The organism is Geodermatophilus sp. SYSU D00710, assembly GCF_054050195.1.
The window spans coordinates 81,237-105,334 of the sequence record NZ_JBJGYX010000007.1 but is presented as its reverse complement, the minus strand read 5'-3'; the positions used below and the strand labels follow the sequence as shown (position 1 = coordinate 105,334).

Genomic DNA, 24,098 nt, shown 5'->3' with positions numbered 1-24,098 from the left:
TCCCGGAGTCCCGGGACCGGCGCCGTCGGCGTAGCGGGGGGCCGCTCAGCCGCGGCGGCGGAGCCGGAGGACCGTGGCCGCGCCGGCGGCGAGCACGGCCACCACGGCGGCGGGCAGCACCCAGCCGGGGAGGCCGCCGTCGTCGGACGCCGCGGACGCCGTGTCGGTCCCGGCGCTCGACGGCGTCCCGTCGGCCGTCGGGCCGGCCGTGGCGCCGGCGGGGTCGGTCGTCGGGGCGGAGGTGGTCGGCGCGGTCGCCGGCGGGGGAGCGGCGGGGGCGTACTGGAACGCGAAGGTGCCGTCCAGGGCGTGACCGTCGTCGGCGACGGCCGACCAGGTGACCGTGTGCCGGCCCGCTGCGACCAGGGTGACGGGCGCGGTCAGGACGGCGCCGTCGTGGACCACCGGGCCGGCGCCGACGGGCGTCCCGTCGGGGCCGGCCACCGCGACCTCGCCGCCGAGCACGCTCGCGCTGAAGGTGAGGGTGACCGCCTGCGGGGTGGTCGTCACGGTGCTGTCGGCGGCGGGCTCGGTGGCACGCAGGGCGGTGTGCGCCGAGGCGGTGCCCGGGACGGCCATCACGAGGCCGAGGGCGAGGACCGCCGTCGCCAGGAGCCGCACGAGCGCGGCGAGCGGACGGGGGACAGGCAGCACGGGACCTCCAGGGCACAGAGTGTTCACGTGCTTGGTCGTCGGCGGAGGCCGTGTGGTTCCCGGCTGGTCCGCTCGCCGCTCTGGTCACCCGTCAGTAGGGCGGTGGGGTGGTGGTCGCGGTGAGGCCGGACGGGGTGGTGACGGTGAGGGTGCCGTCGGCGGCGAGGGCGTGTCGCCAGCCGGGGGCCTGGTGCTTGCCGCGGTGGTGGCCGGTGCAGTAGCCGGTGAGGTTGGCCGCGGTGGTGGGTCCGGCCGGCCAGGGGGTGGCGTGGTCGAGCTCGCCGCCGCGGGGGACGGGGCGGCGGCAGCCGGGGAAGCGGCAGCGGCGGTCGCGGGCGCGGACGTGCCGGTCCAGCGCCGCACTCGGCCGGTAGCCGGCGCTGGGTCCGGGGGCGCCGAGGCCGGCGCCGGTGCGGGCGGCGCGGTGCAGGGCGGGCAGGTCGGTGAGGGCCAGCAGCGCGCCGCCGGCCGCGTGGGTGAGTGCGATGCGGGGCCGGTCGGCCAGCCCGCCCCCGCCGGTGGCACCCAGCAGGGCGGCCAGCGACGTCCGGGCCTGGCCGGTGGCGGCGGCCAGCTGGGTGAGGACGTCGGGTGCGGTGGTGATCCGGCCGGCGGGACTCGCCGCCCAGGTGGCCTCGTCGGCGGCGTCGGCGCGCTGCGCGGTGGCCACCGTCCGGCGGGCGTGGCCCAGGGCGCGCTGCAGCCCGAGCAGCGCAGCACTCGCCTGGTCGACGGCGCGGTCGGCGCGCGCCCACCAGCCATCGGGGTCCGGTGCGGCCACCTCGTCGGCGTCGGCCGTGTCGTCGGCGTCGGCCGTGTGGTGCGCGTCGGGCGGATCGTCCGGTGGCAGGTCCTCGTCGAGGTAGCAGGGCCCGGGGCGGGCATCGAACTCCCCGGCCAGGATCCGCGCTTCCAGCTCCTCGGCCCACCGCGCGAAGTGCTCGTCCTCGGTGAGGAACGCCGCCGCATCGACCCCGACGGCCGCGTCGGTGTCGCCGATGTCGGTGTCACTGGTGGTGGCGTCGGCCGCGGTGGTGCCGGCCGCGGTGGTGTCGGCCGCGTCGGTGTCGGTCGCCTCGCCATCGGCCGCGGTGTCGCCGATGTCGGTGTCACTGGTGGTGGTGCCGGTGGTGGCGTCGGCCCGGTGGCCGGTGAGGGCGGCCAGCAGCGCGCGGACCAGCTCGGCGGGCACCACCTGCCCGTCGATCTCACAGGCGGCGTCCCCGCCCAGCAGCGCCCCGACCGGGGCGACCACGGTGAGGGTGACCTGCACCGGTGGCAGCCCGGTCTCCCCGGGGCGCAGCACCAGGTCCAGCAGGCAGTCGGCCATCTTCTGCCCCCGGGTCCGGCGATCGGCCGGATCGGCGGGCAGCGCGTCGGCACAGGCGCCCAGCGCGGCGACCAGTGCGGCCGCCTCGGGGGTGGTCAGCAGCGCCGAGACCACGCTCATCCCGTCGACCCGGTCCGGGCCGGCCGACACGCCACGCCGGCGCACCGCCTTGAGCAGGTCATCGGCGGCGGCGCGGGCGGTGCGCTTGAGCAGCTCCCGGCGGGCCTTGTCGCCCAGCTGCGCCGGCGTGGTGTGCCGCCCGGCCGCCCAGGCCAGCAGGTCGGCCTCGATCGCGGCGCGCAGCGCGTCGTCGGCGATCGGGGCGACCTTGTCGATCAGCGGGCCCAGGTGCCCCACGTGCAGCGCCCCCGATTCCAGCGCGGTCAGCGTGCCCGGTAGCCGGTGCACCAGGGTCAGCGACCGCTCCAGCAGCGCCTGCGCCGCCTGGGTGGACAGCGCCAGGGCCACCGCGAGTTCGTCGGTGGCCCACTCACTCACCGGCCGCAGCACCTCGGCCCGCGCCGCCCACCGCTCGGCGGCCATCGCCCCCGGCGAGCCCGGCGGCCGATCGGCCGACGACGGCCGCGCGGCGGCGAACGCGGCCACCGCCCGGGCCCGCAGCGCGGTCTGCCGGGCGATCTCCCGGTCGGTGGCCTGCACCGCTCCCAGCGGCCCCGACGCCCACTCCACCAGGGGTGGTTCGTCGACCGCCAGGACTCCCGCCACGCATTCGATCATACGTTCGAACGCCGTGCCGATCAAGTCCTGTGGATGACGAACTCACTGGTCAGACGGCTAGCGGGTGCTCGGCCGCGGAGCCCGGCGGCATGGCTGCGAGGGGTGGCGAGACACGACCGCAGCAGGTCCTCAGCGGCCCCGCCGGTAGAGGGCGGCCGCGGCGGGCGCGAGGACGACCAGCAACCCCGCCGCCCAGGCCAGGGCCGGCCACACGCTCGCGTCGCCGACCCCGGTGAGCGCCCGCACGGCGTCCGCGGTGAGCGTGATCGGCTGGTTCTCGGCGAAGCCGCGCAGCCAGTCGGCCATCGTGTCGGTGCTGACGAACGCCGAGCTGGCGAAGGTCAGCGGGAAGGTGAGGACGAACGCCGCCGACTGGGCCGCCTCGGGGCTGCGCACCGCCAGCGCGATCAGCACGTAGAACCAGGTGACCGCGTAGGACAGCAGCAGCACGACACCGAGGCCGGCCACGACGCCGGCGACGCTGCCCGGCCGGTACCCGACGGCGAGGCCGACGCCCAGCATGACCAGGAGCGTCACCACGGTGCGCGCGGCGTCGGCGAGGGTCCGCCCGGACAGCACGGCCGAGCCGGCCATCGGCAGGGTCCGGAACCGGTCGACCACGCCCCGGCCGAGGTCCTCGGCGAGCCCGACGCCGGTGGCGACACCGGTGAACACCGCGGTCTGCACGAAGATCCCGGGGATCAGGTAGTCGACGTACTCGACGCCGGGCGTCTGGATGGCGCCGCCGAAGACGTACCGGAACAGCAGCACGAACATCACCGGCTGCACCAGGGCGAACACCAGGACCGGCGGTGTCCGGAACGCGCCCACCAGGCTGCGCCAGCCGGTGGTCAGCGCGTCGCGCACCGCCCAGCCGACCAGTGGCCGGCTCGCCGACACCGCGGGCGGGCCGAGGACCGATCCGCGAGCCACGGCGTCGGTCCGGGGCGCGGGGTCGGTGACGAGGGAGGTGGTCATGCTGCGCTCCGGGTGGTCGTGTCGGCGGTGCGGCCGGTGAGGGCGAGGAAGACGTCGTCGAGGGTGGGCTCGGAGATCCCGACGCCGCGGATGCCGATCCCGGCGGCGTCGAGCCGGCGCACCAGCTCGGGCAGGGCCGTGCCCGGGTCGGCGACCGGCAGCCGCAGCACCCCGTCGCTGACCGCGGCCGGGCCGGTGCCCAGGCCGGCCACGGCGGTCACGGCCGCCGCCGTACGGTCGGGGTCCCTCAGCGGCACCTGCAGCGCGCCGCCGCCGAGGGAGGCCTTCAGCTCGGCCGGTGTGCCCCGGGCGATCACCCGGCCGGCGTCGACGACCGCCAGCGAGGAGGCGAGCCGGTCGGCCTCCTCCAGGTACTGCGTGGTCAGCAGCACCGCGGTGCCGGCGGCGGCGAGCTCCTCCACCACCTCCCACAGCGCCAGGCGCGACCGCGGGTCCAGGCCCGTGGTGGGCTCGTCGAGGAACACCACCCGTGGCTCGGCCACCAGTGCGGCGGCCAGGTCCAGCCGGCGTCGCATGCCTCCCGAGTAGGTCCGCGCCGGCCGGTCGGCTGCGTCGGTGAGGCCGAACGCGTCGAGCAGCGCGTCGGCGCGCGCCCGCCGCGACGCCCGGGTCAGGTGCCCGAGCCGGCCGAACATGCGCAGGTTCTCCCTCCCGGTCAGCGCCTCGTCCACCCCGGCGTACTGGCCGGCCAGGCCGATGCGCGCCCGCAGTCGCGTGCCGTCGGACACGCCGTCGGGACCGACGGGCACGCCGGCCACCGTCGCGGTGCCGGCAGTGGGGCGCAGCAGGCCGGTGAGCAGCCGGACGACGGTGGTCTTGCCGGCGCCGTTGGGGCCGAGCAGCCCGACGACGGTGCCGGCGGGCACCTCGAGGTCGACCCCGTCGACGGCGGTCACCGCGTCCGGTCCACTGCCGAACCGGCGCACCAGCCCCTCGGCGACGACGGCGGGCGGGTCAGTAGCCACGGAAGGCCTCCCGGCGGACCTGGCGGCGCGGGATGCCCGCGGCGGACAGCGCGGTGGTGGTGTCGCGGACGAAGGCCGGGGAGCCCGACACGTGGTAGGTGGCCCGGGGCAGGTCGGTGGTGACCCGCTCCAGCTCCCGTCCGAAGGCCGCGCGGTCGCCCGGGTAGGCGGCGGCGTGCGCGAGCTCCTCGGTGTCGGCGCGGAACGGGTGGTCGCGGCCGACGTGGACCAGCGTCACGCGGCGCCGGTCGCCCGTCGCCGCGAGGTGGCGTAGCAGTGCCCGGTGCGGCGTCACCCCGACGCCCTGGGCGAGCAGCACGACGTCGTCGGCGGTGTCGGCCAGGGCCGATCGCTGCAGCGGCCGGCGCAGCCGGACGCGGTCGCCCGGGGAGAGCCCGGTGAGCGCCCGCTTGAACCGGCTGCCCGAGGCGAGCCGGGTGCCGATCAGCACCTGCGGGTCCTCGGGGGCCGAGGCCAGGGAGAACGGCTTGGTCCCGCCGTCGCGCAGCGAGACGAAGGCGTGGTGGCCGGCGAGGTGGGTGAGCGGCTCCACGGGGGCGAAGGCGAACGCCGTGACGCCCCCCTCCGTGTCCGTGCGGCCGACGAACTCCAGCGTGGCGGTGCTGAGCAGGGCCATGGCGGTCTCCGAGGTCTGTGGGTGGTGCCCGGCGCCGTCCACGGTAGCCGACCGTTGGTACCTGTCAACGATTCAGAGGAAGAAACAGTCGGCTCCGCTAGACTGCGTCCCGTGGGGATGCCCGTGCCGATCGAGGACCTGCCGCTGCCGGTGCTGCTCGCCCAGGCGGGTCACCGGGCGGCGCTGCTGCTGGGCCGGCAGTTCTCCGACTCCGGGCTGCGCCCGCGGCACGGCCAGATCCTCATGCGGCTGGAGCAGACCGGGTCGGCGACCCAGCAGGAGCTGCTCGAGCAGCTGGCCGTGGACCCGAGCGTCCTGGTCGGCCTGCTCAACGACCTGGAGGACGCCGCCCTCGTCGAGCGGGTGCGCGATCCCGCCGACCGCCGCCGGCACATCGTCCGGCTGGCCGACGAGGGCAGGGCCGTGGCGGCCGACGTCCACCGGTCCGTCGCCACCGTGCACGAGCAGCTGTTCCCGGACACGAGCGAGCGGGACCTGGCGACCCTCCGGCGGCTGCTCGTCGCCGTCTGCGCCGCGGGCGAGGACGACTGCCGCTGAGCGCCGCCGGACCAGGTGATCACCTCTTGAGCGGATCCGGCCCCGGACCGTATCGTCCCCTGTGACGGACGTCACGCCTCCCCATCGGCGTGCCCGGTCCCCGATGGAGGAGACGCCGATGAGCGCGCTCACGCCCGACTGCGATCCCGACCTGTCCCACTGCGGGCAGCCCGTACGCAGGTCCGGCGGCGTGCGCTCCACCCTCGTCCTCGTCGCACTGGTGACCGTCGCCGCGCTCGCCGTCACCGGGAACGCCGTCCCCGGTGCCGTCGCCGTCCTGGCCGGCGGGGTGGGGCTCCTCGCGGCGCTGGCGCTGGCCGCCAGGGTTGTCCGCCTGGGGCAGCGGGCCCTCACCGCCCTGTCCCTGCCGGCGCTGCACCGCTCCCGCGCCGCCGGCTGACCTCGGCCGTCCCGCGGCGGCCGGGAAGATGGCCCGGTGAGCCGGGCCGTCGAGGACTCCAACCTGCGCATGCTGCGTGCCCGGGACGTGATGGACCGCAGCTACGCCGAGCCGCTCGACGTGGCCGCCCTGGCCCGGGTCGCGCACGTCTCCGAGGCGCACTTCATCCGCACCTTCAAGGCCACCTTCGGCGAGACGCCCAACCGCTACCTGCAGCGCCGGCGGGTGGAGCGGGCGATGTTCCTGCTGCGCAGCACCGACCGGTCGGTGACCGACGTCTGCATGGCCGTGGGCTTCGCGAGCCTGGGCACCTTCAGCCGGGTGTTCGCCGGGATCGTGGGGGAGCCGCCCAGCGTCTATCGGCGGCGCGGGCCGCTGGCGCCGGTGCCCTCCTGCTTCGGCATGCGGTGGCTGCGGCCGAGCGAGAAGACAGCAGTTCCGGAGAAGCCCGCGGACCCCGCCGGGTCCTAGCGTCGTGATCATGTTGAAGACCATCTCGATCACGTCGATCTACGTGCTGGACCAGGACCAGGCCCTCGACTTCTACGTCGGCAAGCTGGGCTTCCAGGTCCAGGTCGACCAGCAGTTCGGGCCGATGCGTTTCCTCACCGTCGCGCTGCCGAGCGACCCCGGCCACGCCGTGCTGCTCGAGCGGCCCGCGCCGCCGTCGGTGAGCCCGGAGATCGCCGACACGGTGCGCGACCTGGTCACCAAGGGCGCCGGCGGCGGGCACCTCTTCCTGACCACCGACGACGCGCACGAGACCCACGCCAGGCTCAAGGAGCTGGGCGTCGACCTGCCCGAGGAGCCGGTCGTGCAGCCCTACGGCATCGACTTCGGTCTGCGCGACCCCTTCGGCAACTCCGTCCGCATCGCCCAGATGACCCCGCCTCCCTCGAGCTGAGCCGCGCCCCGGCCCCCGGCCGGGCCCGTCCCGCGGGCCCGGCCGGACCGCACCGGCACGGCCGGGAACCACAGCGGTGTGGTTCGCGGGGACGGAGGGCGGGCGGACCGTCGTCCGGGGCACCTAGTGTGGAAGCGTGCCCGACCCGTCCACGTACCGACCGGCGGTCGGCTCCATCCCCGAGTCGCCCGGGGTCTACAAGTTCCGCGACCCGAACGGCCGCGTCGTCTACGTCGGCAAGGCCAAGAACCTGCGCCAGCGGCTCAACAGCTACTTCGCCGACGTCGCCGGCCTGCACCCGCGCACCCGCCAGATGGTGACGACGGCGGCCGGCGTCGAGTGGACCGTCGTCGGCACCGAGGTCGAGGCCCTCCAGCTCGAGTACAACTGGATCAAGGAGTTCGACCCGCGGTTCAACGTCCGCTACCGCGACGACAAGAGCTACCCGTCGCTGGCCGTGACGCTCAACGAGGAGTACCCGCGGCTGCAGGTCATGCGCGGGCCGAAGAAGAAGGGCGTCCGCTACTTCGGCCCCTACGCCCACGCCTGGGCCATCCGCGAGACCCTCGACACGCTCACCCGCGTCTTCCCCGCCCGCACCTGCTCCAACGGCGTGTTCAAGCGGGCCGGGCAGATCGGCCGGCCCTGCCTGCTCGGCTACATCGGCAAGTGCGCCGCGCCCTGCGTCGGCCGGGTCAGCGCCGAGGAGCACCGGGCGATCGTCGACGACTTCTGCGACTTCATGGCCGGCCGCACCGACCTCATGGTCAAGCGGCTCGAGCGGGAGATGGCCGAGGCCGCCGAGGCGATGGAGTACGAGAAGGCCGCCCGGCTGCGCGACGACCTCGGCGCGCTGCGGCGGGCGATGGAGAAGCAGGCGGTCGTGCTCGGCGACGGCACCGACGCCGACGTCGTCGCCTTCGCCCAGGACGAGCTCGAGGCCGCCGTGCAGGTCTTCCACGTCCGCGGTGGGCGGGTCCGCGGCCAGCGCGGCTGGATCATCGACAAGGTCGAGGAGGTCAGCACCGGCGAACTGGTCGAGCAGTTCCTCCTGCAGGTCTACGGCGGCGTCGACGAGGCCACCGGTGTCACCGAGGGCGGCGAGGCGGTGCCCAAGGAGGTGCTCGTCCCCGAGCTCCCCGACGACGCCGACGTCTACGAGGAGCTGCTCAGCGAGCTCCGCGGCTCGCGGGTGTCGCTGCGGGTGCCGCAGCGCGGCGACAAGCGCAGCCTGCTCGAGACCGTCGAGCGCAACGCGAAGGAGGCCTTCGCCCGGCACCGGGTCAAGCGCTCCAGCGACCTCACCGCCCGGTCGCTCGCCCTCTCCGAGCTGCAGGAGGCCCTCGAGCTGCCCGAGGCGCCGCTGCGCATCGAGTGCATCGACGTCTCGCACGTGCAGCAGACCAACGTCGTCGCCTCGATGGTGGTCTTCGAGGACGGCCTGCCCAAGAAGTCCGACTACCGGCGCTTCTCCGTCCAGCACGGCACCGACGACACCGCGGCCATGGCCGAGGTCGTCCGCCGCCGCTTCGCCCGGCACCTCAAGGAGGAGGCCGACCGCCGCGACGAGCAGGGGATCGCCGCGGAGGAGGGCCGGCCGCGCCGGTTCGCCTACCCGCCGAACCTGCTCGTCGTCGACGGCGGCGCGCCGCAGGTCGCGGCCGCGGCCCGCTCGCTCGACGAGCTCGGCGTGGTCGACGTCGCCGTCTGCGGGCTGGCCAAGCGCATGGAGGAGGTGTGGCTGCCCGGCGAGTCCGACCCGGTGGTCCTGCCGCGCACCTCCGAGGCGCTCTACCTGCTGCAGCGGGTGCGCGACGAGGCCCACCGGTTCGCGATCACCTACCACCGGCAGAAGCGTTCGGTCAGCATGCTGGTCTCGCTCCTGGACGACGTCCCCGGCCTGGGGGACACGCGGCGGAAGGCGCTGATGAAGCAGTTCGGGTCGCTCAAGCGGCTGCGCGCGGCCACGGTCGACGAGCTCATGGCCGTGCCCGGCATCGGCCGGCGCACCGCCGAGGCGGTGCTGGCCGCGGTGGCGGAGCCGGCGGAGAGCACGGCGGAGCCCGCGGAGGAGGGGCCCGCGGAGGAGGTCGTGGAGGAGGTCGTGGAGAGCACCACGGCGCCCGCCGGCCCGGCCGAGCGGGGCACCCCCACCCCCGGCGCGGGCGCCACCGCCGAGGTCGGCCGGGTCGCGTCGTGAGCGAGGAACAGCTGACCGGCTCGGGCACCGACGCCCCGACCGCGGCCGCCGCCGCGCGCGAGGGGCAGGCCGGCCCGCAGGCCGACGTCCCCGCCGGCCTCGACGCCGCGTCCACCGAGACGCCGCCGGTCGAGGTCGTCGTCGTCACCGGGCTGTCCGGGGCCGGCAAGAACAGCGCCGGGCGGGTGATGGAGGACCTCGGCTGGTACGTCGTCGAGAACCTGCCGCCCGCGCTGCTGACGCCGATGGTCGAGCTCGGCGCCCGCGGTGACGTCCGCCGGTTCGCCGCCGTCGTCGACGTCCGCAGCCGCGCCTTCTCCAGCGACCTGCAGGAGGCCATCCGGGTGCTCGCCGAGGCCGGGCACCGCCCACGCGTGGTGTACGTGCACGCCAGCGACGAGGTGCTCGTCCGCCGCTACGAGTCCAACCGGCGGGAGCACCCGCTGCAGGGCTCGGGCCGGCTCATCGACGGGATCACCGCCGAGCGGGCGCTGCTCACCGGCATCGCCGGCGAGGCCGACCTGTGGGTCGACACCAGCGACCTCAACGTCCACCAGCTGCGCGCCACGCTGGAGAACGCCTTCGCCCGCGAGGGCCGCACCCCGCCGCTGACGGCGACCGTGCTGAGCTTCGGCTTCAAGTACGGCCTGCCGCTGGACGCCGACCTCGTCGTCGACGCCCGGTTCCTCCCCAACCCGCACTGGCTGCCTGAGCTGCGCGCGCACACCGGGAAGGACGCCGACGTGCGCGACTACGTGCTCGGCCAGCAGGACGCCGGGCCCTTCCTCGACCGGTACACCGAGGTGCTGCGGCTGCTCATCCCCGGCTACCGGCGCGAGGGCAAGCGCTACCTGACGCTGGCGGTCGGCTGCACCGGCGGCAAGCACCGCAGCGTCGCCATCGCCGAGGAGTTCGCCCGCCGGCTGGCCGCGGACGGCATCGCCGCGGTCGCCCGCCACCGCGACCTGGGCCGCGAGTAGTGGGCGCGCACCCCCGGGTCGTCGCCTTCGGGGGCGGCCACGGTCTCGCGGCCGCGCTGGCCGCCTGGCGCCGGATCACCCCCGACCTCACCGCCGTGGTCACGGTGGCCGACGACGGCGGCTCCTCAGGCCGGATCCGCCGCGAGATGCCGGTGCTGCCCCCTGGCGACCTGCGGATGGCGCTGGCCGCCCTCGCCGCCGACGACGACGGCCGCCAGGAGATGGCCCGGCTGTTCCAGCACCGGCTCGGCGGCACCGGCGTGCTCGCCGGCCACCCGGTGGGCAACCTCGTCCTCACCGGGCTCGTCGAGCTGCACGGCGGGGACACCGTGCGCGCCCTCGACGCCGTCTGCGCACTGCTGCGCACCCGCGGCCGGGTGCTGCCGATGGCCGACGTGCCCCTGGACCTCGTCGCGCGCGTGGAGACGTTCGACCCCGACGACCCCGCGCGCACCCGGACCATCCGCGGCCAGGTGGCGATCGCCTCCACGCCCGGCCGGGTTCGGGAGATCCTCGTCTCCCCGCCCGACCCGCCGGTGCACCCCGACGTGCTCGCCGCGATCGCCGAGGCCGACGTCGTCTCGCTCGGGCCCGGTTCCTGGTACACCTCGGTGCTGCCCCACCTGCTGGTGCCGCGGCTGCGCCGGGCGCTGGCCGCCAGCCGGGCCCGCGTGGTCGTGGTGCTCAACCTGGAGCCCCAGCCGGGGGAGACCGACGGCTTCTCCCCGGAGGAGCACCTGCGGGTGCTGCAGGCCCATCTGGACGGAGTGGCGCTGCACACGGTGATCGCGGATGCCGACTCGGTGGTTGACCGCTGTGGTCTCCTGTCAACGGTGCGCGAGTGCGGCGCCGAGCTCGTGCTGGCTCCGGTCGCCGCGCTCGACGGTTCCCCGCGCCACGACCCCGCCCGGCTGGCGGCCGTGCTGGCCCCGGTGGCCGCAGCACACGCGGCCGGCGGGCCGGAGGTCGGGCAGGGGGACGGGACAGGGGACGCAACCGGGGCACCAGGACCGGTGGGGCCCGGACGGTTCGAGGGGGAGAGGTGACGCCGATGAGGGCGCCGCAGCAGAAGGAGTGGTCGTCGTGGCGATGACGGCCATGGTCAAGGACGAGCTGTCCCGGGTGGAGTGCACGCGGACCTCCGAGCGCAAGGCCGAGGTGACCGCGCTGCTGCGCTTCTCCGGGGGGCTGCACATCGTGGGCGGGCGCGTCGTCATCGAGGCCGAGCTGGACACCGGCTCGGTCGCCCGCCGGCTGCGGCGGGACATCAGCGAGGTCTACGGCTACACCAGCGGGGTCAGCGTGCTGGCCGGCGGCAACATCCGCCGCGGCGTGCGCTACCTGGTCCGGATCGCCAAGCACGGCGAGGGACTGGCCCGCCAGACCGGGCTGGTCGACCAGCGCGGCCGCCCGGTGCGCGGCCTGCCGCCGTCGGTGGTGTCCGGCAGCATCAACGACGCCGAGGCCGCCTGGCGGGGCGCGTTCCTCGCGCACGGCTCGCTCACCGAGCCCGGCCGGTCGTCCTCGCTCGAGGTGACCTGCCCCGGGCCCGAGGCGGCCATGGCGCTGGTCGGCGCGGCCCGCCGGCTGGGCATCGCCGCGAAGGCCCGCGAGGTCCGCGGCGCCGACCGGGTCGTCGTGCGCGACGGCGACGCCATCAGCGCGCTGCTCACCCGGATGGGCGCCCACGACGCGGTGCTGGCCTGGGAGGAGCGGCGGATGCGCCGCGAGGTGCGCGCCACCGCCAACCGGCTGGCCAACTTCGACGACGCCAACCTGCGCCGCTCGGCGCGCGCGGCCGTGGCCGCCTCGGCCCGGGTCGAGCGGGCGCTGGAGATCCTCGCCGGCGACGCGCCCGAGCACCTGCTGGTCGCCGGCCGGCTGCGCCTGGAGCACGGGCAGGCCTCGCTGGAGGAGCTCGGCCAGCGCGCCGACCCGCCGATGACCAAGGACGCCGTCGCCGGGCGGATCCGGCGGCTGCTGGCCATGGCCGACAAGCGGGCCAAGGACCTCGGCATCCCGGACACCGAGTCCGTGGTGACCGACGACATGCTCGCGCAGTAGAAGGGCCCCTCTGCCCCCCACCGCTCGCAGGCTCGCGGCGGGACCCTGCAGAGGGGCCGTTCCAGCAGCTCACCAGGGGCGTCCTCCGCGGTCCGCGGAGGACGCCCCTCGCGTTCACCCACCCGGGTGAGCCGACCTCCAGCGGGGCCCCGCACGCGTCGATGCACGCAGCAGAGGCGGGCAACGGGCCGCGCCGTCGGAGCGAGGAGCCCGGGATGAGCGCGGCGCAGTGGGCGCTGCTGTTCGCGTGCGCGGCTCTGGTCGCCACGGGCACGGCGGTGCTGGCCTGGCGGCGCCGCGCCCGCACCCCGGCGGCCACCGCGCTGGCGGTCACCATGTCGGGCGTCGCCGCCTGGTCGACCGCCGACGTCCTCGTCCACGCCGTCAGCACCCGAGCGGTGGTCGCCGCCTACCCGCCGCTGCTGCTGGCGGCCGTCGGGCTGGTGGTGGTGGGCACTTACGTGCTCGCCCGCACCGTGTCCGACCCCTCCTGGCGGCTCGGCTGCCGGCCGGCCCTGCTGCTGGCGGTCGAGCCGGTGCTGCTGGTGGTCACGGCGACCCTGCCGGCCACGCGCGACCTGGTCATGTCCGACCTGGTCCCCGCAGGTGCCGGCGCAGAGGGACGGGTCGCCTTCGGACCGCTGTTCCTGGCCCACACCGCCTACTCCTACGCGCTCGTCGCCGTCGCCTACGGGCACCTGGTCCGCCGCTACCGGCGTGCGGCGGGTGTCTTCCGCCGGCAGATCACCGTCCTGCTCGCGTCGGCGGCGCTCTCCACCATCGGCAACGTCGTGTCGGTCGGCAGCCAGCTCGATGGCAGCGGCACCGACCTCACCCCGCTGTTCTTCCTGCTCACCGGCGTGGTCGACTGCTGGGCGATCTTCCGCGGGGGTCTGCTGCGGCTGGTCCCGGTCGCCCGCGAGCAGGTGGTCGAGACCGTGCCCGACGCCGTGCTCGTCGTCGACCCCGACGGCGTCCTCATCGACTGCAACCCGGCCGCCACCCGGATGCTGCAGCGGCTGCGCCCCGAGCTCGGGGGCGACCTGGTCGGCCGGGCCCTCGGCGACGTCGCCGGCCCCCGGGCCGTCGCGGTCCTCGACACCACCGAGCGCCGGGACGGCCACCGCGTCGCCCAGGTGCGGCCGGGGCTGTGGCTCGACGTGCAGGACTCGGCGGTCAGCGACCCGCGGGGCCGTCCGCTCGGCCGCATCCTCGTGGTCCGCGACGTCAGCGAGCAGCAGGAGCGCCAGGCCGCCATCGAGGCGCTCAACACCCGCCTGGCCGAGCAGGTCGCGGTCATCGAGCGGCTGCGCGCGGAGCTGGCCGAGGAGGCCGTGCGCGACCCGCTGACCGGCCTGCACAACCGCCGCCACCTCGACCGGGCGCTCGGCGCCGACCTGGCCTCCCGGCCGCGCACCGGCCGGCTGTCGGTGCTGGTGGTCGACGTCGACCACTTCAAGTCCGTCAACGACCGCCTCGGGCACGCGGCGGGGGACCGGGTCCTCACCGCGGTCGCGGGCACGCTCGCCGGCGCCGTCCGCGAGGGCGACACCGCCGCCCGCCTCGGCGGCGAGGAGTTCGTGCTGGTGCTGCCCGGCGCGGGCCGCGAGCAGGCCCTGGAGCGGGCCGAGCAGGTCCGCCGCGCCGTCGCCGCCGGGCGGGTCCCCGTCGACGGCGAGCGCGTCGGCGTCACCGTCAGCATCGGCGTGGCCGTCTGCCCGGCCGACGGCACCTCCGCCGCCGCGCTGCTCGAGGCGGCCGACCGGGCGCTCTACACCGCCAAGGCCACCGGACGCGACCGCGTCGTCGCCGCCGACCCCGTGGGCGACCGGCCCGTCCCGGCCGTCCCCGCCCCGGCCGCCGCGGCCGACGACGGCGTGGAGCTCGTCCCCGGCGGCTGAGCCTCCCGGGGCTCGCCCGGTCGCCCGCCGCCGGGGCCGATAGGGTCGTCCGCGATCGGAGCCGCGCGCCCCGCGCGGCCGACGCACGCGACGGCGCCGGACGGCGCCACGGATCCGTGGAGGTCAGCAGTGACGGTGCGGGTGGGGATCAACGGGTTCGGCCGGATCGGCCGCAACTTCTGGCGGGCGGCCGCGGCCAGCGGCAAGGACATCGAGATCGTGGCGGTCAACGACCTGACCAGCCCCGAGGTCCTCGCCCACCTCCTGAAGTACGACAGCATCCTGGGCGTGCTGTCCGAGGACGTCGCCGCCGACGGCGAGGGCATCAAGATCGCCGGCAACACGATGAAGGTCCTCTCCGAGCGCGACCCGGCCGCCCTGCCCTGGGGCGACCTGGGCGTCGACGTCGTCGTCGAGTCGACCGGCTTCTTCACCAAGGCCCCCGACGCCCGCAAGCACGTCGACGCCGGCGGCGCCAAGAAGGTGATCATCTCGGCGCCGGCCACCGGCGACGACCTGACCATCGTCATGGGCGTCAACCACGAGAAGTACGACGGCTCGCAGACGATCATCAGCAACGCGTCCTGCACCACCAACTGTCTCGCGCCGCTGGCCAAGGTGCTCAACGACTCGTTCGGCATCGAGCGCGGCCTGATGACGACGATCCACGCCTACACCGCCGACCAGAACCTGCAGGACGGCCCGCACAAGGACCTGCGCCGCGCCCGCGCGGCCGCGCTCAACATGGTGCCCACCAGCACTGGTGCGGCCAAGGCGATCGGCCTGGTCCTGCCCGAGCTGCAGGGCAAGCTCGACGGCTACGCCGTCCGCGTCCCGGTGCCCACCGGCTCGGCCACCGACCTCACCGTCCAGCTGACCCGCGAGGTGCCGGCCGACGAGATCGACGCCGCCTACCGCGAGGCCGCCGCGGGCCCGCTCGCCGGCATCCTCAAGTACACCGACGCCCCGATCGTCTCCTCCGACATCGTCACCGACCCGGCGAGCTGCATCTACGACAGCAAGCTGACCAAGACCTTCGGCCCGATGGCCAAGGTGCTCGGCTGGTACGACAACGAGTGGGGCTACTCCAACCGGCTGGTCGACTCCGTCGAGCTCGTCGGCCGCTCGCTGTAGCCGATGCGGACCCTCGACGACCTGCTCGCCGAGGGCGTCTCGGGTCGGCGCGTGTTCCTGCGCGCCGACCTGAACGTCCCCCTGGACAAGCAGACCCGGGCCATCACCGACGACGGGCGCATCCGGGCCAGCCTCCCCACCCTGCAGGCGCTGCGGGAGGCCGGCGCCCGGGTCGTCGTCGCCGCGCACCTGGGCCGGCCCATGGGTGCGCCCGACCCGCAGTACTCGCTGGCCCCGGTGGCCGCCCGGCTCGGCGAGCTGCTCGGCGCCGAGGTGCCGCTGGCCGCCGACGTCGCCGGCGACGACGCCCGCACGCGGGCGGCGGCCCTCGGCGACGGCGAGGTCCTGCTGCTGGAGAACGTGCGCTTCGAGTCCGCCGAGACCAGCAAGGACGACGCCGAGCGCGGCGGGCTGGCCGACCGGTTCGCCGCGCTGGCCGACGTCTTCGTCGACGACGCGTTCGGCGCGGTGCACCGCAAGCACGCCTCGGTGTACGACGTGGCGCTGCGGCTGCCGCACGTCGCCGGGCGGTTGGTGGCCACCGAGCTCGACGTGCTCACCCGGCTGACCACCGACCCCGAGCGGCCCTACGTGGTCGTGCTCGGCGGCTCGAAGGTCAGCGACAAGCTCGCCGTCATCGAGGCGCTGCTGCCCAAGGTCGACCGGCTGCTGGTCGGCGGCGGGATGTGCTTCACCTTCCTGCGGGCCCAGGGGCTCGAGGTCGGCCGCTCGCTGCTGGAGGCCGACCAGGTCGACACCTGCCGGCGGCTGCTCGCCGAGGCCGGCGACCGCATCGTGCTGCCGGTCGACGTCGTCGTCGCGCCGGAGTTCAGCGCCGACGTGGACACCGCGGTCGTCCCCGCCGAGGAGATCCCGGAGGAGCGGATGGGCCTCGACGTCGGCCCGCGCACGGTCGAGGTGTTCGGCCGCGAGCTGGCCGGCGCCCGCACGGTGTTCTGGAACGGCCCGATGGGCGTGTTCGAGCTGGCGCCGTTCCAGGCCGGCACGCGCGGGGTCGCCGAGGCCGTGGCCGCCGTCGACGGGCTGTCGGTGGTCGGCGGCGGGGACTCCGCGGCCGCCGTCCGGCAGCTCGGTCTCGACGAGTCCGCCTACGGCCACGTCAGCACCGGCGGCGGCGCGTCGCTGGAGTACCTCGAGGGCCGGGAGCTCCCGGGCCTCGCGGTGCTCGCGGACTGAGGGGCGCGGGATGGCACGCAGGTCGGCGGTCCCGGCCCGCCGGGAGGGCCGTCGCCCGCTCATCGCGGGCAACTGGAAGATGCACATGACGCACCTGGAGGCCATCGGCCTGGTGCAGAAGCTGGTCTTCAGCCTGGACGAGAAGGAGCTCGACGCCGCCGAGGTCGTCGTGCTGCCCCCGTTCACGGCGCTGCGCAGCGTGCAGACGCTGGTCACCGGCGACAAGCTGCCGGTCGGCTACGGCGCGCAGGACCTCTCGGCGCACGACTCGGGCGCCTACACCGGCGAGGTCAGCGGCGCGATGCTGGCCGCGCTCGCGTGCGGCTTCGTCGTCGTCGGCCACTCCGAGCGGCGGTCGCTGCACGCCGAGGACGACGCGGTCGTGGCCGCCAAGACCCAGGCGGCGCTGCGGCACGGCCTCACGCCGATCGTGTGCATGGGGGAGGGGCTCGAGGTCCGCCGGGCCGGCGGGCACGTGGTGCACTGCACCGACCAGCTCGACGCCTCGCTGGCCGGCCTGTCCGCCGAGCAGGTGGCCCGCGTGGTGCTGGCCTACGAGCCGGTCTGGGCGATCGGCACCGGCGAGGTGGCCACCCCGGAGAACGCCCAGGAGGTCTGCGGCGCACTCCGGTCGCGGCTCGCCGAGCGTTTCGGCCCGGGCACGGCGGAGGTCGTCCGTATCCTCTACGGCGGGTCGGTGAAGGCCGCCAACACGGCCGGGATCCTGGCCGGGCCGGACGTCGACGGTGCACTCGTCGGGGGCGCGAGCCTCGACACCGACGAGTTCGCGCAGATCTGTCGGATCGCCGCCGGGGGCGGCTGAGCACGCCGCCCCGGCGGCCGAGCGGGGGGACACGGGTGGGCAGCAGGCTGCAGCGACCCACCCGGCCCACCCGGCTGCCGGGGCTGCTGTCCGGCACCGCCGGCCGCGTCCTGGGCCTCGCGCTGGTCGTCGCGCTGGTGGTCGCCGTCGCGGTCAGCTGCCGCGGCGGCGGGGACGGCGACGCCGGCGTCCCGGTCCTCGGCGACGGCCCGGACGCCGGTCTCGAGGGCGTGCGCGCCCCGTCGCACGAGGCCGGCGGCACGCTGCGGGTGGTCACCGGCGAGATCGACAGCCTCGACCCGCAGCGCTCCTACCAGCCCGGCGTGTGGAACCTGATGCGGCTCTACGCCCGCACGCTGGTCACCTACTCCTCCGAGCCCGGTGCCACGGGCGAGCTCGCGCCCGACCTCGCCACCGACCTCGGCACCACCCCCGACGGGGGTCTGACCTGGACGTTCACCCTCCGCCCCGGCGTGGGCTTCGAGACCGGCCGGCCGATCACCTCGCGCGACGTCAAGTACGGCATCGAGCGGTCCTTCGCCTCCGACGTCATCGTGGGCGGCCCCACCCACGTCGTGGAGCTGCTCGACGACCCCGAGAACCCCTATGCCGGGCCCTACCAGGACGAGGACCCGGCCAAGCTCGGGCTGGCCGCCGTCGAGACGCCCGACGACGCCACCATCGTCTTCCGGCTCCGCTCGCCGCAGCCGGACTTCCCCTACGTCCTGGCGCTGCCCTCGAGCAGCCCGGTCCCGGTGGAGGGCGACACCGGCGCCGGCTACGGCGCCGACCCGGTCTCGTCGGGCCCGTACGCGATCACGACGGTCGACGCCGCCACCGGCATCGTCCTGGACCGCAACCCCGCGTGGGACCCGGCCAGCGACGAGGTCCGTACGGCGCTGCCCGACCGGGTCGTCGTCCGCACCGGCCTGTCCAACCTGGAGCGGGACCAGGCGCTGCTCGCCGGCTCGGCCGACGTCGACGTCTCGGGCACCGGCGTGCACCCGGCCACCGGCGCGCGGCTGACCGGCGAGACCGGGGGAGAGGTGCCCCTGCCCGACCGGGTCGACGACGTGACCAGCGGCGCGCTGCGGCTGCTGGCGCTGCCCACCGACGTCGCCCCGATGACCGATCCGAACTGCCGCACCGCGGTCGCCGCCGCGATCGACCGCCGCGCCGTCCAGGAGGTCCTCGGCGGCCCCGACCGGGCGGTGCGGACCGGGCAGCTGTGGCCGGGCACGCTGCCCGGCGGGCCCGAGGGGGAGGGTGCCGACGCCGGGCCCGACCCCGACGCCGCCCGCGACGCGCTGGCCGCGTGCGGGCAGCCCGAGGGCTTCAGCACCGTGCTGGCCGTGCCCGACGCGCAGGCCAGCGTCGAGGTCGCCGGCGTCGTCGCCGCCCAGCTCGCCGAGGTGGGCATCGACGCCGAGGTCCGCCCGCTGCCCGCGGCCAGCTTCTACGCCACCGACGTCGGCAGCCCGGACAACGTCGCCCGCAACGGCTTCGGCATCGTGCTGGCCACCTGGACCGCCGACTTCCCGCTCCCCGGCTCGTTCCTCGTGCCGCTGGTCGACGGCCGCTCGGTCAGCGCCGTCGGCAACACCAACTACGCGCGGCTCACCGACCCCGCCGTGTCGGCCGCGGTGGACGCCGCCCGCGCCGCCACCGATCCCGAGGGTGCCGCCGCGGCCTGGCGGGACGTGGCCGCCGCCGCCCTCGACACCGGCGCGTACGTGCCGCTGGCGGAGGCCCGCGTGCGGCTGCTGGCCGGTCAGCGGCTGCACAACGGCGTGGTCATGCGGCCCTACGCCGGCTACGACCTGGCCACCGCGGGCGTGCGCTGAGCGGACCCGCCGCGGGCACCGGCTACCCTGGTGCCATGGTCGAGGTCGTCCTCAACGTGCTGCTGGGTCTCACCAGCGTCCTGCTGGTGGTGCTGATCCTGCTGCACCGGGGCAAGGGCGGCGGCCTGTCCTCCATGTTCGGCGGTGCGGTGTCCTCGCAGCTGTCCGGCTCCTCGGTCGTCGAGAAGAACCTCAACCGGCTGACGATCTTCACCGGGCTGGTCTGGACCGTGTGCATCGTGGCCCTGGGCATCCTGCTGAAGGTCTGACGGAGGCCCCACCAGGCACCTCGCGGAAAAACGTGATCGAGAGAACACGCTCCAGGCCATAGACTGCGCGCGCGACGCGAACCGCGCCGTGCAGGTCGGTCCAGAGGGGGCGCTCGTGGCTGGTGGCAACGCGATCCGGGGGACCCGGGTCGGTGCGGGTCCGATGGGAGAGGCCGAACGCGGCGAGGCCGCACCGCGGCACAGGATCGGCTACTGGTGCAGCCAGGGCCACGAGACGCGGGTGGCCTTCGCCACCGACGCCGAGGTCCCCGACCTCTGGGACTGCCCCCGGTGCGGCCTGCCGGCCGGCCAGGACGCCGCGGCACCGCCGCCGGTGCCGCGCACCGAGCCGTACAAGACCCACCTCGCCTACGTCCGCGAGCGGCGCAGCGACGCCGACGGCGACGCCCTGCTCGAGGAGGCCCTGGCCAAGCTCCGGGCCCGCCGCGGCGCCTGAACGTCCCGGGTACCGCAGCTCCGCACCGGGCTGCGGTACCCGGCATGCGTGGTGCCGGGTGGCCGGCGGTCAGCCCGTCGCCGGGCAGGGCACCCAGGCCGCCCGGCCCGGGTCCCACCAGGTCCCCGGCCGGCGGGGCCGCCACGGCACCCGCGCCAGGTGGTCGGTCGCCAGGAACGCGCGGCGCAGGTCCGGACTGAGCCCGTCGAACGGAGTGGCCTGCGAGCGGTGCTCGGCCATCGCGGCCTCGCGGCGGTCGAGGAACCGGCTGACGTCGAGGACGTCCGTCACGTCCGCGTCGGGCCGGCCGAAGTCGGCCGGGTCGATCGCGTGGTAGGCCGTGTCCGGCCGCACGGTGCGCATCTCCTCGAGCCAGCGGCGCATCAGTGAGTTGGGCAGGCAGTGCTCGACGAGCACGGTGCCCGGCGCCGCCGCGTCCCGGACCGCGGCCGCGGTGGCCGTCCGGACCCGCTGGTGGTCGCGGTGCCCGTCGGTGCCGTCGAGGACCAGCACCACGTCCGGCCGCGCGCCGGCGACCAGCCGCGCGAGGACCCCGGCGACGGCGTCGGGCGGTGCCGCGCAGAGCGACCCGCGGGGCGGCGCGCCGTCGAAACCCGAGTCGCGGTAGCCCAGCAGCTCCACGGCGGCGACGCCGAGCGCGGCCGCCGAGCGGTACAGCTCGGCCTCCCGCACGGCGCCCAGGTCGCCGCAGTCGGGCAGTCCGGGAGCCGGCTGTCCGGCCTCGCCGCGCGTGGCGCAGGCCAGCGTCACCCGGGCACCGGCCGCGGCGGCGCGGGCGATGACCGATCCGCACCCGAAGGCCTCGTCGTCGGGGTGGGCCACGACGACCAGCCAGCGGTCGCCGGGCCGGACGTCGGTCACGGGGTCGCGGGTGGTGCCGGACGGGGACGGGAGCAGGGTCGAAGCGGTCATGGCCCCGAGGGTGGGGGCAGCGACTTGAGGTCCTCTTGGCGTCCTCTGAGGCCGGCCGCCTGCCGGGCGGCGTCCCGCAGCCGGGTCAGCTCCGGCACCCAGTAGCGCTCGCCGCGCTCGGCGACGGCCAGGCCCGCCTCGCAGGTCGCGGCGGCCACCGCCGGCTCCCCGGCCGTCAGCGCGGTGGCGGCGAGCACGCCGAGGAAGACCGAGCGGCCGGCGGCCAGACCCTGCCCGGCCAGCGCCGCGTGCGCCTCCCGCATCACGGCGAGACCGGCCCGCGGTTCGCGGCGCGCGAGCAGCCAGCCCTCGGCGAAGCGGACCACCGCCGACGGGTAGCGGTACTGCTCCCACGCGGGCTCCCGCAGCGGAAGCGCGACCAGCCGGCGGACGCGGTCGGCGTCGCCGTCCACCAGCGCGAGCACCAGCGCCCAGCGGCGGGCGAAGCCGGCCGCGCCCAGCCCCGCCTCCTCGGCGACGGCCAGGGCCGCGTCGGCGTGGGCCCGGGACTCGTCCCGCCGGCCGAGCAGCCACAGGCACAGGGCGCGGACGACGGCGAGGCGTGTGGGCGGCGAGAAGGCCAGCGAGCGGCGCAGGTCGACGCGGCCCGTGGCGACGTGCGCCCCGGCCCGCTCGAGGTGGCTCAGCGCCTCGGCCGGGCGGGCCTGCATCCACCGTACGACGGCGGTGATGTCCTCGGTCAGGTAGCCGGCCGTCGGGTCGCCCAGGTGCCCGGCGAGCGCGGCCATCCGGGCGACGGTGCGGTCGGCGTCGTCGAGGCGGCCGACCTGGCACTGGAACAGTGTGGCCACCCACAGCAGCTCGACGTCGTCGGGGTGCGGCGGGTCGGGCACCTCCCAGGCGGTCACCAGCCGGCCGTACTCGCGGATGGTCGGGCTGTCGTAGCCGGCCGCCCACGCGTCGGCGTAGGCGGTGCGGCCGAGCGCGCGCAGCTCCCGCCGGCGGCGCTCGGGACCGGCCGGCAGGGCGGCGGCCGCCGTCAGCAGCTGCCCGCCCAGCTCCCGGAGCTGGTCGAGCGCCGAGACGCGGACCGCGTGGTCGGTGGCGCGCTCCAGCCACGGCACGGCGGCGGCCCCGCCGTCGAGCGCGCGGGCGGCGAACAGGTGGCCGGCGACGCGCGCGGCCTGCTCCGGGTCCGCACCGGCCCGCGCGGCCAGCCGCTCGCCGATCGCACGGTGCAGCCGGGCGGTGCGGGCGCTGGACAGCTGCGCCCGGAGGACCTCGGCCAACAGCGCGTGGCCCGGCGCGAACGTGCCGTCCCCGCCGTCCACGGCCAGCCGCGCGGCGACCGCCGACTCCAGGGCGTCCAGTGCGTCCTCGACGGGGACGCCGACGACCGCGGCGAGGTCCTCGACCGGCAGCGGCGCCCCGGCGACGGCGGCGGCGGTGAGCAGGTCGGGGCCGGGAGGCGGCCGGCGGAGGACGCGCTGGCGCAGCACGTCGTGGACCGCGGCGGGCACCCCGCCCACGGCGCGGCCCCGTCCCGTCGGCGCGCCGCCGTGCGGAGCGCCGGTGGCACGGGCCAGCTCGAGGGCGAAGAAGGGGTTGCCGTCGGCGCGGGTCACCACGTCCCGGACGCCGTCGTCACCGAGGTCGGCTGAGGCGGCGGTGCGGACCAGGTCGGCCACGGCGGCCGGGGCCAGCGGCTCGAGGTCGAGGCGGACCAGCCGCGGCAGCCGGCCGAGCGCGGCCAGCGTGTCGACCAGGGCGGGCGCGTCCGCCTCGCCGCTGCGCAGCGTCAGGGCGAGGACGACGGGGGAGCCGGCGACGTCCGCGGCGAGACCGGCGACCAGCCGCAGGGTCGCCGGGTCGGCGGCGTGCAGGTCGTCGAGCGCCAGCACCGCCGGCGGGCCGGTCGCGGCCAGGACACCGGTCAGCGCGTCGGTCAGGTGCACGAGCACCATCGCCGGGTCGATGCCCCCGCCGGCGGCCTGCGGTGCCTCGCCGAGGCCGGGGACCACCGCCCGCAGCGGGCCGAGGGCACGTGCCATCCCCGCGCGGGTCGCCGCGTCCAGCCCCGGGACGGCGCCGCGCAGCACCTGCAGCACCGGCCAGTAGGGCGGCGCGGCCACGCCGTCGCGGCAGGTGCGGGTGTGCGCACCGCCCCCGGTCGCGCCGGCGGACGCGGTGAGCCACCGCAGCAGCTCGGTCTTGCCCATCCCGGCGTCCCCGGTGAGCAGCACGACGGCGCCCGACCCGCCGGCGGCGTCGGTCAGGACGCGGGCGAGCAGGCCGCACTCGCCCTCCCGGCCGCGCAGCGGCGGCGGCCCCGCCGCCGGGGACGGCGCGGGGGCGGACCGCACGGGCGCGGGCTGCAGCGCCGGGTCCCGGCGGAGGATCCGCTCCTCGACGCGTCGCAGCGCCGGGCCGGGGTCGAGACCCAGCTCCTCGCGCAGCAGCCGGCGGCCCTCGGCGAGCACCGCGAGCGCCTCCCCGGGGCGGCCGCCGAGATACAGGGCCCGGGCGAGTGAGGCGCGGGCCTGCTCGCGCAGCGGGGCGGCGGCCAGGTGCGCCTGCAGGTCGGCGACGGCGCGACCGGTCTCGCCGAGCGCGAGCAGCGCCGCGGCCCGCTGTTCGACCGCGTCCTGCCGCAACTCGGTCCAACGGTCGGCGGCGGCGCGGGCGAAGGGCTCGTCGGCGAACTCGGCCAGCGCCGGGCCGCGCCACAGCGCCAGGGCGTCGTCGAGCAGGGCCACCGTCCGGGCGGCGTCGCCGGCGGCGTGCCGGGCCTCGCCGAGCAGCCGCTCGAAGAGGTCGGCGTCGATCTCGACGGCCTCGCGGGCGAGCCGGTAGCCGGGTGGCGCGGTGAGCAGCACCGAGCCGCTGGAGCGGGGCGCCCGCCCGGGGTCGAGGGTGCGGCGCAGCAGCGCGATGGTGCTGTGCAGGGACGCCGTGACCTTGGGCGGCGGCGAGCCGTGCCACAGCAGGTCGGCCAGGCGGTCGGCGGGGACCAGCCGGCCGGCCTCCAGCGCGAGCACCGCCAGGGCGGCGCGTTGGAGGCGGGCGCCGACCGGCACGGGGACACCGTCGCGGCGGACCTCGAGGGGCCCGAGCAGCCCGATCCGCAGCACCCCGTCCGCCGCCGTCCCG

General features: G+C 76.5%; 22 protein-coding genes. 15 read left to right on the top strand and 7 right to left on the bottom strand.

Annotated features, from left to right (window positions below; all coding sequences use genetic code 11):
• Nucleotides 1–45: 45 nt before the first annotated feature.
• The 5 genes from ACI78U_RS05195 to ACI78U_RS05175 all read right to left on the bottom strand — a co-directional run bounded on the left by ACI78U_RS05195 (nucleotide 46) and on the right by ACI78U_RS05175 (nucleotide 5,323).
• Nucleotides 46–654, bottom strand: coding sequence for a copper resistance CopC family protein (locus tag ACI78U_RS05195; RefSeq protein WP_456874231.1), 609 nt, complete (start codon nucleotides 652–654; stop codon nucleotides 46–48).
• 91 nt (nucleotides 655–745) lie between these two features.
• Nucleotides 746–2,710 carry a DUF222 domain-containing protein gene (locus ACI78U_RS05190; protein ID WP_456874230.1) on the bottom strand — a complete coding sequence of 655 codons (1,965 nt, stop codon included), beginning with the start codon at nucleotides 2,708–2,710 and terminating at the stop codon, nucleotides 746–748.
• A 141-nt stretch (nucleotides 2,711–2,851) separates the two neighbouring features.
• Nucleotides 2,852–3,700: an ABC transporter permease gene (locus ACI78U_RS05185; RefSeq protein ID WP_456874229.1), complete on the bottom strand. Its 849-nt coding sequence runs from the start codon at nucleotides 3,698–3,700 to the stop codon at nucleotides 2,852–2,854.
• Nucleotides 3,697–4,686 (bottom strand): ATP-binding cassette domain-containing protein, encoded by a 990-nt coding sequence (locus ACI78U_RS05180; protein ID WP_456874228.1) that lies wholly within the window; start codon nucleotides 4,684–4,686, stop codon nucleotides 3,697–3,699. Before ACI78U_RS05180 ends, ACI78U_RS05185 begins: the two co-directional genes overlap by 4 nt.
• Nucleotides 4,676–5,323, bottom strand: a complete 648-nt coding sequence (locus ACI78U_RS05175) for an FAD-dependent oxidoreductase (protein WP_456874227.1) — start codon at nucleotides 5,321–5,323, stop codon at nucleotides 4,676–4,678. Before ACI78U_RS05175 ends, ACI78U_RS05180 begins: the two co-directional genes overlap by 11 nt.
• A 117-nt stretch (nucleotides 5,324–5,440) precedes the next feature.
• On the opposite strand from ACI78U_RS05175, the gene ACI78U_RS05170 reads away from it, so the two are divergent.
• The 15 genes from ACI78U_RS05170 (at nucleotide 5,441) to ACI78U_RS05100 (ending at nucleotide 20,054) form a co-directional block, all read left to right on the top strand.
• Nucleotides 5,441–5,881, top strand: coding sequence for a MarR family winged helix-turn-helix transcriptional regulator (locus tag ACI78U_RS05170; protein WP_456874254.1), 441 nt, complete (start codon nucleotides 5,441–5,443; stop codon nucleotides 5,879–5,881).
• Nucleotides 5,882–5,999: 118 nt separating this feature from the next.
• The gene (locus tag ACI78U_RS05165; protein WP_456874226.1) at nucleotides 6,000–6,281 is read left to right on the top strand and encodes a hypothetical protein; all 282 of its coding nucleotides are present in this window, start codon (nucleotides 6,000–6,002) and stop codon (nucleotides 6,279–6,281) included.
• Nucleotides 6,282–6,317: 36 nt separating this feature from the next.
• On the top strand, nucleotides 6,318–6,752 hold the full coding sequence (locus ACI78U_RS05160) for a helix-turn-helix domain-containing protein (RefSeq protein ID WP_456874225.1): 435 nt from the start codon (nucleotides 6,318–6,320) through the stop codon (nucleotides 6,750–6,752).
• A 10-nt stretch (nucleotides 6,753–6,762) separates the two neighbouring features.
• Nucleotides 6,763–7,185: a VOC family protein gene (locus tag ACI78U_RS05155; RefSeq protein ID WP_456874224.1), complete on the top strand. Its 423-nt coding sequence runs from the start codon at nucleotides 6,763–6,765 to the stop codon at nucleotides 7,183–7,185.
• A 136-nt stretch (nucleotides 7,186–7,321) separates the two neighbouring features.
• Nucleotides 7,322–9,385 carry an excinuclease ABC subunit UvrC gene (gene uvrC / locus ACI78U_RS05150; RefSeq protein WP_456874223.1) on the top strand — a complete coding sequence of 688 codons (2,064 nt, stop codon included), beginning with the start codon at nucleotides 7,322–7,324 and terminating at the stop codon, nucleotides 9,383–9,385.
• Nucleotides 9,382–10,365 (top strand): RNase adapter RapZ, encoded by a 984-nt coding sequence (gene rapZ / locus ACI78U_RS05145; RefSeq protein ID WP_456874222.1) that lies wholly within the window; start codon nucleotides 9,382–9,384, stop codon nucleotides 10,363–10,365. The genes uvrC and rapZ overlap by 4 nt, the downstream gene beginning before the upstream one ends.
• Nucleotides 10,365–11,411 (top strand): gluconeogenesis factor YvcK family protein, encoded by a 1,047-nt coding sequence (locus ACI78U_RS05140; RefSeq protein WP_456874221.1) that lies wholly within the window; start codon nucleotides 10,365–10,367, stop codon nucleotides 11,409–11,411. The genes rapZ and ACI78U_RS05140 overlap by 1 nt, the downstream gene beginning before the upstream one ends.
• 43 nt (nucleotides 11,412–11,454) lie before the next feature.
• Nucleotides 11,455–12,429: a DNA-binding protein WhiA gene (gene whiA / locus ACI78U_RS05135; RefSeq protein WP_425283686.1), complete on the top strand. Its 975-nt coding sequence runs from the start codon at nucleotides 11,455–11,457 to the stop codon at nucleotides 12,427–12,429.
• Between the two features lie 215 nt (nucleotides 12,430–12,644).
• Nucleotides 12,645–14,330, top strand: a complete 1,686-nt coding sequence (locus tag ACI78U_RS05130; RefSeq protein ID WP_456874220.1) for a histidine kinase N-terminal 7TM domain-containing diguanylate cyclase — start codon at nucleotides 12,645–12,647, stop codon at nucleotides 14,328–14,330.
• A 129-nt stretch (nucleotides 14,331–14,459) separates the two neighbouring features.
• Nucleotides 14,460–15,464, top strand: coding sequence for a type I glyceraldehyde-3-phosphate dehydrogenase (gap, locus tag ACI78U_RS05125; protein WP_456874219.1), 1,005 nt, complete (start codon nucleotides 14,460–14,462; stop codon nucleotides 15,462–15,464).
• Nucleotides 15,465–15,467: 3 nt separating this feature from the next.
• Nucleotides 15,468–16,661, top strand: coding sequence for a phosphoglycerate kinase (locus ACI78U_RS05120; protein ID WP_456874218.1), 1,194 nt, complete (start codon nucleotides 15,468–15,470; stop codon nucleotides 16,659–16,661).
• A gap of 10 nt (nucleotides 16,662–16,671) precedes the next feature.
• Nucleotides 16,672–17,484, top strand: a complete 813-nt coding sequence (tpiA, locus tag ACI78U_RS05115) for a triose-phosphate isomerase (RefSeq protein WP_456874217.1) — start codon at nucleotides 16,672–16,674, stop codon at nucleotides 17,482–17,484.
• 35 nt (nucleotides 17,485–17,519) lie between these two features.
• Nucleotides 17,520–19,328, top strand: coding sequence for an ABC transporter substrate-binding protein (locus ACI78U_RS05110; RefSeq protein ID WP_456874216.1), 1,809 nt, complete (start codon nucleotides 17,520–17,522; stop codon nucleotides 19,326–19,328).
• Nucleotides 19,329–19,363: 35 nt separating this feature from the next.
• Nucleotides 19,364–19,597: a preprotein translocase subunit SecG gene (secG, locus tag ACI78U_RS05105; RefSeq protein WP_456874215.1), complete on the top strand. Its 234-nt coding sequence runs from the start codon at nucleotides 19,364–19,366 to the stop codon at nucleotides 19,595–19,597.
• A gap of 88 nt (nucleotides 19,598–19,685) precedes the next feature.
• A complete protein-coding gene (locus ACI78U_RS05100) occupies nucleotides 19,686–20,054 on the top strand; it encodes an RNA polymerase-binding protein RbpA (RefSeq protein ID WP_456874214.1) in 369 nt (122 codons plus the stop codon).
• Nucleotides 20,055–20,123: 69 nt separating this feature from the next.
• Here ACI78U_RS05100 and ACI78U_RS05095 read toward each other — a convergent pair whose 3' ends face one another.
• Together ACI78U_RS05095 and ACI78U_RS05090 are read right to left on the bottom strand one after the other, a co-directional pair.
• On the bottom strand, nucleotides 20,124–20,987 hold the full coding sequence (locus tag ACI78U_RS05095; RefSeq protein ID WP_456874213.1) for a PIG-L deacetylase family protein: 864 nt from the start codon (nucleotides 20,985–20,987) through the stop codon (nucleotides 20,124–20,126).
• Nucleotides 20,984–24,079 carry a BTAD domain-containing putative transcriptional regulator gene (locus ACI78U_RS05090; RefSeq protein WP_456874212.1) on the bottom strand — a complete coding sequence of 1,032 codons (3,096 nt, stop codon included), beginning with the start codon at nucleotides 24,077–24,079 and terminating at the stop codon, nucleotides 20,984–20,986. Before ACI78U_RS05090 ends, ACI78U_RS05095 begins: the two co-directional genes overlap by 4 nt.
• Between the last annotated feature and the right edge of the window lie 19 nt (nucleotides 24,080–24,098).